This window comes from Mobiluncus sp. (assembly GCF_034180645.1).
In the GTDB taxonomy this organism is placed as follows: Bacteria; Actinomycetota; Actinomycetes; order Actinomycetales; family Actinomycetaceae; genus Mobiluncus.
This window is the reverse complement of record NZ_JAXFNY010000021.1, coordinates 51,959-65,354: the sequence shown is the minus strand read 5'-3', so window position 1 is coordinate 65,354 and position 13,396 is coordinate 51,959. Positions and strand designations below refer to the sequence as shown.

Here is a 13,396-nt window from a genome sequence, read left to right as displayed (position 1 = left end):
TCACACTAATTGCGTCAAAATATCCGTGACCTGGGATAAAGCTCATTATCATGGTTTGTCAATCACTTAGGTATACCTTACTGATTATTTACTTTCATTTGGACGTGACTATACTCTTGATATGGATTCTCGCACTATCTACCTTCTCTGTGTTCTAGCCGCTGCTATCGTCTTGCTGATTTTCCTGATTAACTGGCGCACGAAAATGCACCCTTTTTTGGCGCTGTACATCACGGCATTCCTCACTGCCTTGGCGGCCGGTGAGCCGGTGGCAGACATTCCCCAGACTTTGATGGATGGGTCGGGCCACATTCTCGGCAACACGGGGGTGCTGGTGTTCTTGGGGGCGATGCTCGGTAAACTCCTGGCCGATTCCGGAGCTGTTTCGAACATTGCCGACTTTGTGCTGGAGCATTCCTCGCCGCGTATGGCTCCGTGGATTATCACCTTGGTGGCGTTCATTCTGGGTATCCCCATGTTTTTTGAAGTCGGGCTGGTAGTGCTGATGCCGGTTATTTATGCGGTGGCGATTCGCCTGGAGGTCTTGCACAATCGACCTCAGCAGTGGTACTTGCGCACTCTGATTCCCGCTATCGCCGCCCTGTGTTGTTTGCACGGGATGGTGCCGCCTCACCCCGGCCCGATTATCGGGGTTAATGCCCTGGGTGCGGATATGGGGCTGACCATTGTGCTGGGCTTAATTTGTGCGATTCCCACCGTTATTTTGGCTGGTCCGATTTATGCCAACATCATTGCGCCTCGTATCAAGCTGGAGCCGCCGGATTCCCTGCTGACTCAATATGCCGGTGTCACCTACGAGCAGGCCGAGGAAGTCTATAAACGTACTGGTTCTTTCGCGGAACTGGCCACTGATCACGGCGCGAATCCTGATGCTTTCGGCGCTCCGAAAGATGCCCCTACTCAACGGCCGGGTGCTTGGTCGCAGACTTCGGCGACTGCTGATAGCGGTTTGGCCAGCGTGACGAAAAAATCCGGAGTTTCCACACCGCTGGCTATTACCTGCGTCTTGCTCCCCGTGGTGTTGATGCTCATCGAAGCCATCACGAAAATAGTAGCGCCTAACAGCCATTTTCAGACCCTTGCGGGGGTAGTCGGTCAGCCGGTGATCGCCATGCTCATCGGGGTGCTGTTCACTGGGGCGGTGGTGGCTATTCAAGAAAAGTGGAACGGGGATCGACTGCGTGAATCGGTGACGAAATCTCTGGCGGCAGTGGCTACCGTCGTGATGATTATCGCTGGTGGCGGGGCCTTCAGCCAGGCTTTGAAAGATTCCGATATCGGTGATGCTATCGTCCACGCCACCAGTGCCTTGCACATCAACTTGATACTCTTGGGCTGGTTTGTGGGGTTGCTACTAAGTTTCTGTACCGGTTCGGCCACGGTCGGCATTGTCTCTGCCACCGGGATTCTGGCTCCGCTGGTGACCGGGTATTCCGCACCCTATGTATCTTTGATTATCATCGCCATTGGTTCTGGTTCAGTGGGGTTGAACTGGGTGAATCACTCGGGGTTCTGGTTTGTTAAGGAATGCTTCGGTATGACGATTGCCCAAGCCACCAAGACCCATATGGTCGTCCAAACCATCGTGTCGGTGCTGGGCCTCATCTTTACTTTCCTCCTGTCCCTGTTGTTTGTGTGAAGTTTGGTGTGGTTGCCTGGTCACGGCCAACCTTCCAGTCGGAGCGTCTAGCTGCGTGCCACATCTTGCGTATCCTGCAAACCTGATAATTTTCCTCGAAACCCGGAGCACCTCACCAACCAAAACCTCGTCATGCAAGGCTCGGCTACTTGGCGGTCGCTTTTTGACCAGACGATAGCCACAGAAGTAATAAACCCGCCAACCGTGTGCTCGTTCAAGACCCGGCAAATACACGGCTGGGGTTTCTCGCGCCATATGGTTACGGGGCTGCAGAGTCAAGGCAAGTCAGCACCCGCATCACGACGGACACGATTCGTTCCATCTTTCGCCATAGTTGTGCTCCAGGAGTTGGTAATCACTCTGCTCCTTATGTTTTGCGTGAGAAAATGCAGGCTTGGGAGGAAGCCTCTTCAAGGCTAAACAACCATTAAAGATCTAGTTGAGAAAGAGTTGTCGATAAATCTGTTCAGCTCCCCCGTAGCGGGGTTGCGTTCTCGCCACAAAGCTACCTTTGCCGAGAAACAGAATTTCGTCGGCTACTTCATCGACAAAGGACAGAATATGCGAGGAAATCAGCAAAGTCTTGCCTGCTCGACGAGCGGCGAGAACCTGGTGGCGTAGTTGAATCAATGTTTGCGTATCAATCCCATTGAGAGGCTCATCAAGAACTAGTATCTTCGCTTTGGATTGAAATGCGAGCGTTAATGCTGCACGTTTAGCCATACCTTGCGAAAGTGAACCGATTTTTTGATCAGCAAAATCCTGACAGCTAAATATTTCCAAACGACTATCAAGCTCTGCCTCATTCAGAGGCTGACTGCGCATGGCGGCATCAAATTGTAGTGATTGGCGCAAAGTAAACTGAGAGTTCAGAAGACTGTTTTCCGGAAGAAATCCTAACAGTGGCAGGGGAATTCTCTGATAACCAGATATATTATCCACGGTTAGGACACCATTCTGGGGACGCAGAAGACCTGTCAGAATGCTGAAAAATGTGGACTTTCCGGCACCATTGGGTCCTACAATAGCATAAATGCTTCCCTGGCTGAATTCGCAGTTGACTGGTCCAAGCCCAGCACCGTTTGGATAACGATACTGAAGATTCGCAACTTTAAGCATAGCTCTCCCAAGGCTTTCGCTGAATTTTGAGCACAATCATCGGCAGTAGAATTAAAAACGGCAACAAGTCAAGAACAAGCATCAATGCTACCTGAAAATCGCTCAAGCTACGGCGCTTCAGCCTCGCTAAACTGCTTAGCACACGTGTCAAAGCCCAAGCGTTAAAAAACTCATAAGCCACTACCAACGCTAAAGCCAGAATCGTGTCAGTCGATACCCAACCGATACGAAAAGCAAGCAAAGAAGCCACAAGCGTGGCGGTCATATAGGATACAAGCACGCCCTGAATAATTCGTAGCTTCTCTCGATCGCGTGTAGCAAAGGTAACGGCATAGAAATCCCAGGTATGGCGTGCCGACAATCTCCATTCAGCACGTAGCAAATATTCCAAAAGTCCTCCAGTAATCAGCGGACTCAGTAAATAACTAAATATGTGAGGCAAACGGAAATATACTGAGAGAGCTCCGAGAGGAATCGTAATAACCCAAACCAACAGGAGCCAACCGAGTCGACTGGGTAGACGTAAGCTGCGTAGCAGATAGAATCTGATGGCGCCTGAAAAATATATAGGGCAACTCGTACGGATGAACGCTACTGAAAACCAGTTTCGTCCGTAAAAAATATTTACGTATACCAAGAATAATAATGCTGACAGTAACCATACATGGACAAAACTACAAAGAAAGACTAGCTGAAAAGAAAACGGCGTAGACAAAAGAACTATCAAACAAACACTCTCCGTAAGAGATGGGACAAACCCATACAATAAAGCCAGCCCTAAATAATCACAAGAACGGAAATTATAAAAACGAGTTCTTCTTAAACCATTTGTGTCTAGATTTTCACAAAAACCAAAAACATTAGCAACAGCTAAAAACAAAAAAATGAGATACGCCACCGGCAACGTAAATGAAGAATCTGGAAATTGTAGCTGGTTGACACCATTGATTACCAGGATAATAGCAGTTAAAAGCATCACTAATAAAGCTGCAGCAAGGCTAGACCTGCCAAGTAGGTCTAGCCATCGTCGCAGACATATTTGCGCCTTAATATACCTACCTAAAGCATGCATAAATACCTAGTCCGGTCTGGAGATACTCCCCTAAAACACATTATACTGTGAGAATTCCTTCTACGGCAGGTGTCTCAAACACTTTAGTAAGCGGGTGTTGGGTTAATAAGCGAAAGTATAATGCCGCCTAAACCTCCGAGAAGAAACCACATATTAAACCTCCTTACGCTGTGCGAGCGATGATGTGTAACATATCATACAACTTCAGGTTGCAATTTGGTCTGTTCCCCTGCAGCTGGACGTGGGCGTCGAGTTGTCATTCCACCAGGTTGTCCACCAGGATCTGTTTAACCCACCCTGTCCCCTTCCACGCAGAACATTTCACTTTCTTTTCACAATCATTCAACCAACCTTTCTGCAAGTCGGGGCAATAATCAAGCTCGAGCATGAGCCGCCCCGTTGCCGGTTCGAGTGTCTCTGTGAATGTGCCTTTCGGGCTGATTTGTGGTTTCGTGAATTCTCGCGCTCCTTCGTTTGGATAGGCTGGAACCATGAGCAGCACTCGGGACTTGAGCGGAAGCGAGCTGGGCGGCTATTACCTGGAGCGTCAATTGGGGGCAGGTGCCTCTGCCACGGTTTATCTGGCTCGTGACGGTGGGGGTAACTCGGTTGCTTTTAAACTGTTGGCACCGGGCGCCGACCTGGGGCAGCGTGATGGGGATGCACGAGAGCGTCTGCGTTCCGAGGCGTTGGCTCTTCAGCGGGTTAATGTTCCTGGGGTAGCTGCGGTGATGGATTTGGAAGTCGATGGGGTTGAGGCTTTTATAGTGACCGAATATATCCCCGGTCCGACCTTGGCTGAGGAAGTGCGAGCTGGCGGAGCTTGGCAGCGTGAAGATGCTTTAGAACTGGGGACTTTGTTGGCTTCCACCTTGCGAGCGGTTCATGAGTCTGGCATTTGCCACCGTGACATCAAGCCCGCTAACGTAATTCTTGGACCGAATGGTCCAGTACTCATTGACTTCGGGATTTCTTCCGTTTTGGAAAACACCGACGGACTGACGCGAACCGGTTTGGTGGTGGGAACCCCAGGGTTTATCTCCCCGGAGATTATCGAGGGTCAGAAAGCGGATTTCTCTGACGACTGGTGGGCTTTAGCTGCACTGTTGCTGTTTGTGGTGACCGGACGACCCCCCTTTGGAACCGGCTCGCCGACGGTCATTGTCTCGCGGATTTTGTCGGGAAATCCCGACGTGGGTGGTTTGGAGGAGCCCCTAGCGGAGGTTTTTCGTGGGGTTTTGGCTCCGCAAAATCAGCGAAGCGCGGATTTTGTCGAACTACTCCACGCCCTAGAGGTAGGTGTGGACACTGAGGAAACCGCCGCGACCGCGCTTTTGACCCCGGCAATCCCGAACGAATCGGGATACACCACGGTGATGCCTCAAGAGTTGAATGGTCGGTACAGTCCTGCGGGGATAGAAATCCCCGCTGCCGGGGTGGAATCCTCCCCGGAATGGTCCGCGGAAGAAACCGGCGGCGTGGCCGATACCTGGGGAGACGCGGATTTACCAGCTACCCAAACAACTGCCGAGCCCGACGTCACCGGTGTCACGGAGGAGAAATCCGGAACCAAGCCCGCTCCGGGCATGTTGCCCTTTTTGGGATTGGCGGGCACACTGGCCTGGGCGGCATGGATTCCGGGGCAGCCAGCAGTGTCCGGAGTCATCGCGGTGATTGGCTTTTGGGTAGCGGCGGTGGCGGGCTGGCATTGGCGTTCCACCCGGATAATTCTGTCCCTGCCAGCAGCCTTCATTAAAGGGCTGGCCAGCACCCTACCAGCTGCTGTCATCGTGGCGGCGGCGCTGTTTCTGGCGGGGGAAATCCTGTACGATAACACGGTTACTCTGCCCACCGAACTGCCCGACACTATCCTCATCTTTGGAACAATCGTTCCAAAAAGGGTGTATGTGGCACAAGTCCTGTCCGGAGTAGCGCTCCTGGTGGCGTGGTGGATTCCGCTCAGCGCTCCGCTGCGGGTTGGCGCCAGGAGAATGCTGCGGGCGGCCTTGCCCACCCCGTTGCGCCGTCTCATCCTGGGGATGCTGCTGTTGGGGCTAGCGACCGCGGCTTTCATCCTGGTCTGAGGTGTCACTGAGAGTTACCCCAGAGGAGCCGACAGAGTGGAGCCACTTAACAGACTCGAACTGTTGACCGTCCGCTTACAAGGCGGGTGCTCTACCAACTGAGCTAAAGTGGCGGTGTTCCGATTTTCCCATAAATTCGCCCGCGCGACAAAGCCAGTTCTTTTTTCCGGTCACCCACCCTGGTGAAAAAGCCGGTTTTAAAGGGTTCTATAATCGGAAGCAATGTTAATACGAAAGTGACTCGAATTTTTCGGGAGCTGTGCCCGTCCAGCTATTCGGGAAACTTGAGGAAGGAAAGCTATCACCATGACTCGAAACGCCACAGAAACTCAAGCCCTCCAACGACGTATTCGCCAGCTGGCTCAGGAAAAAGACGCCGTAATCTTGGCGCATAACTACCAATCGAGCGAAGTTCAAGACGTGGCGGATTTCACCGGGGATTCCCTGGCTTTGTCACGTTTGGCTGCCGAAGCCCCGCAGGGCACCATCGTGTTTGCCGGCGTTCACTTCATGGCGGAGACTGCCAAGATCCTTTCCCCGCAAAAGCGTGTGTTGATTCCTGACGCCACCGCGGGATGTTCGCTGGCGGATTGCATTACTGCCGAACAGCTGCGGGAGTGGAAAACCGCACACCCCGGCGCGGTCGTGGTCAGTTACGTGAACACCACCGCCGCGGTGAAGGCGGAAACCGATGTGTGCTGCACCTCGGCCAATGCTATTGACGTGGTGAACTCGATTCCGGCGCAAACCGAGATTCTGTTCTGTCCCGACCGCAACCTGGGGACGCACGTGCGGCGCGTGACCGGCCGGAAAAACCTGGTGACCTGGGACGGGGCCTGCCATGTCCACGCCGCGATGACCCCCGACATTTTGATGCAAGGAATCCTCGCCGCGGGGGACGCGGATGTCTACATTCACCCCGAATGCGGCGGTACGCAGGCAGCGGTGGACCTCATCGAGGCCGGCAAACTCAGTGCGAAACGAGTGAAGGTGCTTTCGACCGGCGGAATGCTCTCGGAGGCGAAAAAGGCCCCGAAAGGTTCGCGAGTGCTGGTCGCCACCGAGGTCGGGATGCTCCACCCGCTGCGCAAAGCCAATCCAGAGGTCACTTTTGAACCGGTCATGCCCCAGGCTGCTTGCCCGTATATGAACCAAACCACTTTGGAAAACTTAGTCAGCTGCTTGGAAAACGGCCGCGATGAAGTCTTTGTGGACGAAGATATCGCCGCGCGCGCCCGAGCCAGCGTGCAGCGCATGATTGCCATCGGCAACACCGCCTCACCCCAGCAGCACTAGACGCCGGAACGCACTCCCATGGATGTCAACTGGACAATGACGACCCCGGTTCTGGTAGTCGGATCCGGAGCGGCGGGCTTGAGCGCCGTCATCAACCTGGTTTTTGCCGGGGTCGATTGCGTACTGGTGACGAAAAGTGACCTGACCGCCAGCTCAACTGACTGGGCACAAGGGGGGTTGGCTGCGGTTTGGGACCGGCAAGACACTCCCGAAGCCCACTACGAAGACACCATCGTGGCGGGGGCGGGCTTATGTAGCCAGACGGCGGTGCGCACCCTGGTTCAGGAAGCCCCCCGAGCCCTGCAGTGGATGATGCGTATCGGAGCACGCTTCGACCGCAACGCAGCCGGAGAAATCGACCTGCACCTGGAAGGGGGGCATTCCGCGCGGCGCATCCTGCACTCCAACGGAGACGCTTCGGGCCATGAAATCGAGATTACGCTGGCAAAAAATGTCGCCGCTATGGACGGCGCGACCTGGAACACCGGCGGGCAAGGTGAACTGAAAGTCCTGGAGGACTGCGAGTTGTGCGATGTCCTGGTCGATGCAGAAGGCCGCGCTTGCGGCGCCACGGTACGAGATTCCCGCCGCGGATTCGGGGTCGTTTCAGCTTTTGCGGTCATCCTCGCCACCGGCGGAATCGGACAGCTGTGGAACGCGACCACAAACCCCGAAGTCGTCAACGGAGTCGGTTTGGCAGCAGCCCTGCGCGCCGGAGCCATCGGCCGCGACCTCGAATTCATGCAGTTCCACCCCACCATTTTTGTACCGCCCGTTAAAGTTAAGGGCGACCGGGGGGTACTCGTGTCCGAAGCGGTGCGCGGGGAGGGCGCTTTCCTGGTGGACGGGCAGGGCAACCGGGTCATGCGCGGGGTTCACCCACAAGAGGACCTAGCGCCGCGTGACGTGGTTTCGGCGGCGGAACAGGAATACATGGTGGCTAACGGTTTGGATCACCTCTACTTGGATGCCACCAGTTTCGGGGCTCAGAAATGGAAAGAAATGTTTCCCACCATCTATGAGCTGGTTTCCAGCCGCGGGGTAGACCCCATTACCGAGCCTATTCCAGTCCGCCCCGGAGCCCACTACTATTGCGGCGGAATCGCGGCCACCATGAGCGGTCAAACGAACGTGGCGGGGCTCTATGCCATTGGGGAAGTGGCGTGTACCGGGGTGCAAGGCGCGAACCGTCTGGCCTCGAACTCCCTGACGGAAGCCCTGGTCATGGGCAGTTTAGTCGCCAAGCAGCTGGCGGAAGTGGACCTGCCGCAGCTGCGGCGCCGCCCGGTGGCGAAACCCGCAACGATTCCCCGGCCGGTGGTCATTGCGCCCACGGTACTGGAAAAAATCCAGGAAATCATGAGCCGCGACGTCTATGTGTTGCGCGATCGCGCCGGCTTGCAGCGGGCTCAGACTGAACTGGAGAAACTGTCCCCCCACGCCACGCTGGTAGCCCGAGCCCTAGTGGCACCGGCCTTGGCCAGAGAAGAATCCCGCGGCACCCACCGGAGAACAGATTTCCCGCACCGCCGCGAGGAATGGCGCCGGCACCTGGACGTGCAGCTGGGTTCAGACGGAACCTCCCTGGAAGTCAGAGAGACTCCGGTGTGAGCCTACGGCACGAACCAGACGTGAAAAAGGAGAGAGAAACCGATGTTACCACCAGAAATAACCAGCGCTTTAGCGGCTGCGAGGTTGGATTCGCGCCAGGTCGCGGACTTTATTGAGGCGACTTTGGACGAAGATCTAGCTTACGGGCCAGACGTTACCACGGATGCCATTTTTGATGACAATCTCACTGTGCAAGCCCGGATGGTCGCCCGTGCGCCGGGTTGCCTGGCGGGGATTCCCATCGCTGCCGCGGTGCCTTTCGTGCTGGCGCAAAAGACCGGCGCCCCCACACCGCGGGTTACGATGCGACGCCAAGATGGGGAACGGGTTGAGCCAGGAGATGTCATTTTAGAGATAACTGCCGGCGCCAGGACCATGCTAACCGCCGAGAGGACTCTGTTGAACCTGGCCAGTCAGCTCAGCGGTGTGGCGAGTGCGGTGGCGGCTTACGTGGATGCAATTGCTGCCGCCTCCAGCGATAGTGGAACGAAAGGTACAAAAACACGGGTACGTGACACGCGCAAAACGATTCCCGGCATGCGCGTGCTGCAAAAGTACGCGGTGCGCTGCGGCGGCGGAGAAAATCACCGAATGGGGTTGGGGGACGCGGCGCTCATCAAAGACAACCACATTGCCGCAGCCGGTTCCCTGGCGGCCGCGGTGCAAGCGGTACGGGCACACGCCCCTCAAATTCCCCTGGAAGTTGAATGCGACACTTTGGAACAGGTTCGGGAGGCAACGGATCTCGGGGTTGGGCTGATTTTGCTGGATAATATGAGCCCGGAAATCATGACCAAAGCGGTGACAATCGCCTCCCCGCACGGAGTGAAAACCGAGGCCAGCGGGGGTTTGACACTGAGTGACGCGGCAGCGACCGCCGCCTGCGGGGTGGACTATATCTCTGTGGGAGCCCTCACGCACAGCGCTCCCATTCTCGATTTGGCTCTGGACATGTAGGGAGTGGCCATGAATACAGGGGAGAACCGAGGCGGACTGGAACGGATAATGTCCCCGGACTGGGCGCAAACTATGGCTCCGGTCGAGGATCAGATTCACGCCATGGGAGATTTCCTGCGTGCTGAGCTGGCGGCGGGACGGGGATATTTCCCGGCTGGAGAGAATGTATTTCACGCCTTTCAGTACCCTTTGGCGCAGGTGAAGGTCCTGATTGTGGGCCAAGACCCCTATCCTACCCCGGGTCACGCCATGGGACTATCATTTTCTGTAATGTCCGGTACAGAAATTCCGCGTTCGCTGGTTAACATTTTTAAGGAACTGCACCAAGATTTAGGCCTGCCCCTGCCGACTTCGGGCGACTTGCGGCCCTGGGCAAATCAGGGAGTCATGCTGCTAAACCGAGCTTTGACCGTACAGCCGGGGAAACCTGCCTCCCACCGAGGCCGAGGCTGGGAGGCTATTACCGAGTTCGCAATCCGGGAACTCGCTAAACATCACGCTGCGCAAGGGCTGCCGCTGGTCGCGATTTTGTGGGGTGCCGATGCGCGCAAGACCAAAGAGTTTATGCCCCGCGTACCGTGCCTCGAATCGGTTCATCCCTCCCCGCTCTCAGCGTCACGAGGATTCTTTGGTTCCCGTCCCTTTTCACGAGCCAATGAATTGTTGGTGGCCCAGGGCGGCCAGCCGGTGGATTGGCGCCTGCCGTGAGCGGCCGGTTATGGACGCGTTTGCGTAACTTTTCCGTTGGGTTAACGGCGTGGGAACAGCCCGAAAACTGATGCAATCCGTAAGCTGGACACGTGGATGAAGCACGATACCCCGAGGATGAATTCGACCGGATTGGGAAAAACTTGCCCCAGGGCGCGCACCGACCTGGTCAGCCCTGGTGGCACGGTTTTCTGCCCTTTGTCATCGTGATTATTGCCGCACCCTTGCTGGCTTGGGCCATGCTGCTCCTGATTGGGTCGCACCCCTCAACCGCCAACGATGCGGCGACTAAGCCCCAGATGAGTCAAACCCCGAATACCGTGGCGACTCCGAGCCCTGCTGAGACCGGCAAACCCAGCGAAGAACCCACAGAAAGTGTCGCGCCCAGTGAGGAACCGACCCAAACCACCCCGCCCGCCGCTGAAAAAACGACCGAGCCGCGTACGGCTGATAAGACTATTACCGTGAGCGTCTTGAATGCTTCGGGAATCAACGGACTGGCCGCAAAAACCAAGGACAAAATCGCAGCGGATGGCTTTACAAAGGTGTCTGCTGAAAACTTCCAGGGCACTAAACCCGCGGTGAACACTATCTATTACCCGTCTGATCGGGAAGCAGAAGCGCGCGAGGTGCAGCGGGTTTTGAATATCGACATGATTGTGCCCAAAGACGGCCTGGAGACGATTCAGGTCGTGCTGGTCGGCAGACTCTAAAGCCAGCCGGGTCAGTCATTTTTGCACAGCTTTGCGCCGCGGACGCGGAAGTTTAAAACTTGCACTCGAGGGGTTAGAGTGCCAAGATTGAGTTAGCACTCTCAATGTCAGAGTGACAAGTTGGTGAATGAGGCTGCAGGTCGCGCGGAGACGTGAACCGCCACAACCCCAGCCGTCCGTCGCGGGCATTCGCCGCACATGAACCTTATAAAAGCGGAGGTTGTAATAAATGGCAAAAATGATTGCCTTTGCAGAAGAAGCCCGTCGCGGCATGGAACGCGGACTGGATTTGTTGGCTGACACCGTCAAGGTAACCTTGGGACCCAAGGGCCGCAACGTGGTGTTGGAAAAGAAGTGGGGCGCCCCGACCATTACTAATGACGGCGTGTCTATCGCTAAGGAAATCGACCTGGCTGACCCCTACGAAAAGATTGGCGCCGAACTGGTCAAGGAAGTCGCCAAGAAGACTGACGACGTGGCTGGTGACGGTACCACTACGGCGACCGTTTTGGCTCAGGCTATCGTGAAGGAAGGTCTGCGCAACGTGGCTGCGGGCGCGAACCCGATTGCGTTGCGCCACGGTATCGAGAAGGCCGTGGACGCGGTGGTGGCTCGTTTGCTCGCCGACGCGGTGGAAGTTAAGACCAAGGAACAAATCGCTGCGACTGCTTCGATTTCGGCCGCTGACGAAACCATCGGCGAAATGATTGCCGAGGCCATGGAAAAGGTCGGCCAAGAGGGCGTCATCACTGTGGAAGAATCCAACACTTTCGGCCTGAATCTTGAGGTCACCGAGGGTATGCGTTTCGATCGTGGCTACATTTCCCCTTACTTTGTAACCGATGCGGACCGTCAGGAAGCCGCTCTGGAGGACACCTACGTCCTGCTGGTGGACACCAAGATTTCCTCCATCAAGGACTTGGTGCCGCTGCTGGAAAAGGTTATGCAGGCCGGTAAACCGGTGGCCATTATCGCCGAGGACATCGAGGGCGAAGCGCTGGCTACCCTGGTGCTGAACCGTATCCGCGGCTCGCTGAAGGTTGTCGCGGTCAAGGCTCCCGGTTTCGGCGATCGCCGTAAGGCTATGCTCCAGGATATGGCTATCCTGACCGGCGCCCAGGTCGTCAGCGAGGACCTCGGTCTGAAGCTGGAGAACGTGGGTCTGGAAGTGCTGGGTACCGCCCGCAAGGTTGTTGTCACCAAGGACGACACCACTATCGTGGACGGCGCTGGCGACAAGGACGCTCTGGAGGCTCGCATTCGCCAGATTCGCCAGGAAATCGAAAAGACCGATTCCGACTACGACCGTGAGAAGCTCCAGGAACGCTTGGCGAAGTTGGCCGGCGGCGTGGCCGTCATCAAGTCCGGTGCCGCTACCGAGGTGGAGCTGAAAGAACGCAAGCACCGCATCGAGGATGCTGTGCGCAATGCGAAGGCTGCGAAGGAAGAAGGCTTGGTTCCCGGCGGCGGCGTGGCGCTGATTCAGGCTGCCGCGGAGGCTTTCAAGGATTTGAAACTGGAAGGCGACGAAGCGACCGGCGCCGCCATCGTGCGGGTGGCAGTGGAATCCCCGCTGAAGCAGATTGCGGATAACGCTGGCCTAGAAGGCGGGGTTGTGGCTGAGAAGGTTCGTCACCTGCCCAAGGGTCAGGGTCTGAATGCTGCCACCGGCGAGTACGAAGATCTGCTGGAAGCCAAGGTGGCTGACCCGGTGAAGGTGACTCGTTCCGCGCTGCAGAACGCGGCCTCTATCGCGGGTCTGTTCCTGACCACCGAAGCGGTGGTGGCTGACAAGCCCGAGCCTCCGGCTCCGGCACCGGCTCCGGCTGGCGACGACATGGGCGGCATGTACTAAAGCGGTACTGAACCGTTCGAGTTTCATAATTTTCATCGGGGCGATTCCCTGTTCTCAGGGGGTCGCCCCGGTGGGTTTTTATGGTTCTTCGGTCCTTGAATCCATCTCGGTTGGGTCAGTTCGGGGCTGCCAACGAGAGCGCAAAGGTGAGAATGTTGCTACAAAGGTTTGGAAAACTACCGGAAAAAACCTTGAGAATTGCACAAAAATTCCGAAAAGAATCCTAATGAAACCTGAGGGGTTCCCGATAAATGTTTTAGAGGTTACAATGTTAAGTAACAGCCGCAAGGATTCCTCGGTTTGGAACCTGGGAAAATCGTG

General features: G+C 55.9%; 10 protein-coding genes and 1 tRNA gene. 8 read left to right on the top strand and 3 right to left on the bottom strand.

Annotation, left to right across the window (positions count from 1 at the left end; genetic code table 11):
- Positions 1-121: 121 nt before the first annotated feature.
- Complete coding sequence (locus SPI05_RS08360) at positions 122-1,660, top strand: GntP family permease (RefSeq protein WP_321077662.1); 1,539 nt, start codon at positions 122-124, stop codon at positions 1,658-1,660.
- 435 nt (positions 1,661-2,095) lie between these two features.
- On the opposite strand, the gene SPI05_RS08355 is transcribed toward SPI05_RS08360, so the two are convergent.
- Both SPI05_RS08355 and SPI05_RS08350 read right to left on the bottom strand, forming a co-directional pair.
- Complete coding sequence (locus SPI05_RS08355; RefSeq protein ID WP_321077661.1) at positions 2,096-2,779, bottom strand: ABC transporter ATP-binding protein; 684 nt, start codon at positions 2,777-2,779, stop codon at positions 2,096-2,098.
- Positions 2,772-3,758 (bottom strand): hypothetical protein, encoded by a 987-nt coding sequence (locus SPI05_RS08350; protein ID WP_321077660.1) that lies wholly within the window; start codon positions 3,756-3,758, stop codon positions 2,772-2,774. The genes SPI05_RS08355 and SPI05_RS08350 overlap by 8 nt, the downstream gene beginning before the upstream one ends.
- A 584-nt stretch (positions 3,759-4,342) precedes the next feature.
- Between SPI05_RS08350 and SPI05_RS08345 the strand changes: the two genes are divergently transcribed.
- On the top strand, positions 4,343-5,935 hold the full coding sequence (locus tag SPI05_RS08345) for a serine/threonine-protein kinase (protein ID WP_321077659.1): 1,593 nt from the start codon (positions 4,343-4,345) through the stop codon (positions 5,933-5,935).
- A gap of 37 nt (positions 5,936-5,972) precedes the next feature.
- Here the strand turns inward: SPI05_RS08345 and SPI05_RS08340 are convergent.
- A tRNA-Thr gene (locus SPI05_RS08340) sits at positions 5,973-6,048 on the bottom strand.
- A gap of 193 nt (positions 6,049-6,241) precedes the next feature.
- Between SPI05_RS08340 and nadA the strand changes: the two genes are divergently transcribed.
- From nadA to groL, 6 genes are all read left to right on the top strand, one after another.
- Positions 6,242-7,231 (top strand): quinolinate synthase NadA, encoded by a 990-nt coding sequence (gene nadA / locus SPI05_RS08335; protein WP_321077658.1) that lies wholly within the window; start codon positions 6,242-6,244, stop codon positions 7,229-7,231.
- An 18-nt stretch (positions 7,232-7,249) separates the two neighbouring features.
- Positions 7,250-8,842: an L-aspartate oxidase gene (gene nadB, locus SPI05_RS08330; protein ID WP_321077657.1), complete on the top strand. Its 1,593-nt coding sequence runs from the start codon at positions 7,250-7,252 to the stop codon at positions 8,840-8,842.
- A gap of 42 nt (positions 8,843-8,884) precedes the next feature.
- Positions 8,885-9,799: a carboxylating nicotinate-nucleotide diphosphorylase gene (gene nadC / locus SPI05_RS08325; RefSeq protein ID WP_321077656.1), complete on the top strand. Its 915-nt coding sequence runs from the start codon at positions 8,885-8,887 to the stop codon at positions 9,797-9,799.
- A gap of 9 nt (positions 9,800-9,808) precedes the next feature.
- On the top strand, positions 9,809-10,507 hold the full coding sequence (locus SPI05_RS08320; RefSeq protein WP_321077655.1) for a uracil-DNA glycosylase: 699 nt from the start codon (positions 9,809-9,811) through the stop codon (positions 10,505-10,507).
- Positions 10,508-10,599: 92 nt separating this feature from the next.
- Positions 10,600-11,220 carry a LytR C-terminal domain-containing protein gene (locus SPI05_RS08315; RefSeq protein ID WP_321077654.1) on the top strand — a complete coding sequence of 207 codons (621 nt, stop codon included), beginning with the start codon at positions 10,600-10,602 and terminating at the stop codon, positions 11,218-11,220.
- Positions 11,221-11,449: 229 nt separating this feature from the next.
- On the top strand, positions 11,450-13,075 hold the full coding sequence (gene groL, locus SPI05_RS08310; protein WP_321077653.1) for a chaperonin GroEL: 1,626 nt from the start codon (positions 11,450-11,452) through the stop codon (positions 13,073-13,075).
- Positions 13,076-13,396: the final 321 nt, after the last annotated feature.

Coding starts and splice junctions, on each gene's coding strand:
- SPI05_RS08360 (WP_321077662.1), top strand. CDS start 122: ATGGATTCTCGCACTATCTACCTTCTCTGTGTTCTAGCCGCTGCTATC.
- SPI05_RS08355 (WP_321077661.1), bottom strand. CDS start 2,779: ATGCTTAAAGTTGCGAATCTTCAGTATCGTTATCCAAACGGTGCTGGG.
- SPI05_RS08345 (WP_321077659.1), top strand. CDS start 4,343: ATGAGCAGCACTCGGGACTTGAGCGGAAGCGAGCTGGGCGGCTATTAC.
- nadA (WP_321077658.1), top strand. CDS start 6,242: ATGACTCGAAACGCCACAGAAACTCAAGCCCTCCAACGACGTATTCGC.
- nadB (WP_321077657.1), top strand. CDS start 7,250: ATGGATGTCAACTGGACAATGACGACCCCGGTTCTGGTAGTCGGATCC.
- nadC (WP_321077656.1), top strand. CDS start 8,885: ATGTTACCACCAGAAATAACCAGCGCTTTAGCGGCTGCGAGGTTGGAT.
- SPI05_RS08320 (WP_321077655.1), top strand. CDS start 9,809: ATGAATACAGGGGAGAACCGAGGCGGACTGGAACGGATAATGTCCCCG.
- groL (WP_321077653.1), top strand. CDS start 11,450: ATGGCAAAAATGATTGCCTTTGCAGAAGAAGCCCGTCGCGGCATGGAA.